Raw genomic sequence first — 789 nt, 5'->3', positions numbered from 1 at the left:
AGCTTGCCTAAAAACACCCTAAAAATGGGTATTATGGACGAAGAGCGTCGTACATCTGCTAACTTAAAAGCCTGTATTCATGCTGCTAAAGAGCGTGTTGTATTTATTAACACCGGCTTTTTAGACCGCACCGGTGATGAAATTCATACCTCTATGCAAGCGGGTGTGGTACTGCCTAAAGCGGCTATTAAAGCACAGCCTTGGATCAGCGCTTATGAAGATCGTAACGTTGATATTGGCCTAGCTTGTGGCTTAAGCCATAAAGCGCAAATTGGTAAAGGTATGTGGGCAATGCCCGATAAAATGGCGATGATGATGGAGCAAAAAATAGCGCATCCTCAATCAGGTGCGAATACCGCTTGGGTGCCCTCCCCTACCGCCGCCACATTACACGCAATGCATTACCATGATGTGGATGTATTTAGCCTGCAGCAAAGCATTGCCACGCGCCAAATAGCAAGCCTAGAAAGCTTATTAACACCCCCGCTAATGGCAAACCCAGAAACGCTGTCAAAAGAAGATATTCAAAGTGAGCTTGAAAATAACGCGCAAGGTATTTTAGGTTACGTTGTACGTTGGATTGACCAAGGAATAGGCTGTTCTAAAGTGCCTGACATTAACCATATTGGCTTAATGGAAGATAGAGCGACCTTACGTATTTCAAGCCAGCATATCGCCAACTGGCTGCATCATGGCGTGTGCAGTAAAGAGCAAGTACAAAAAGTGATGGCAAAAATGGCTAAGGTTGTTGATGGACATAAAGATCGAGACAGGCTGGACTCCGCCCTG

Annotated in this window: 1 pseudogene; it reads left to right on the top strand. The window is 45.4% G+C overall.

Annotated features, from left to right (window positions below):
• A pseudogene (locus CWB76_RS19060) lies at positions 1–789 on the top strand (malate synthase G); the annotation flags it as partial.

This window comes from Pseudoalteromonas sp. S1609 (genome assembly GCF_005887255.1).
Lineage (GTDB): Bacteria > Pseudomonadota > Gammaproteobacteria > Enterobacterales > Alteromonadaceae > Pseudoalteromonas.
This window is presented reverse-complemented; position numbering and strand designations above follow the sequence as displayed.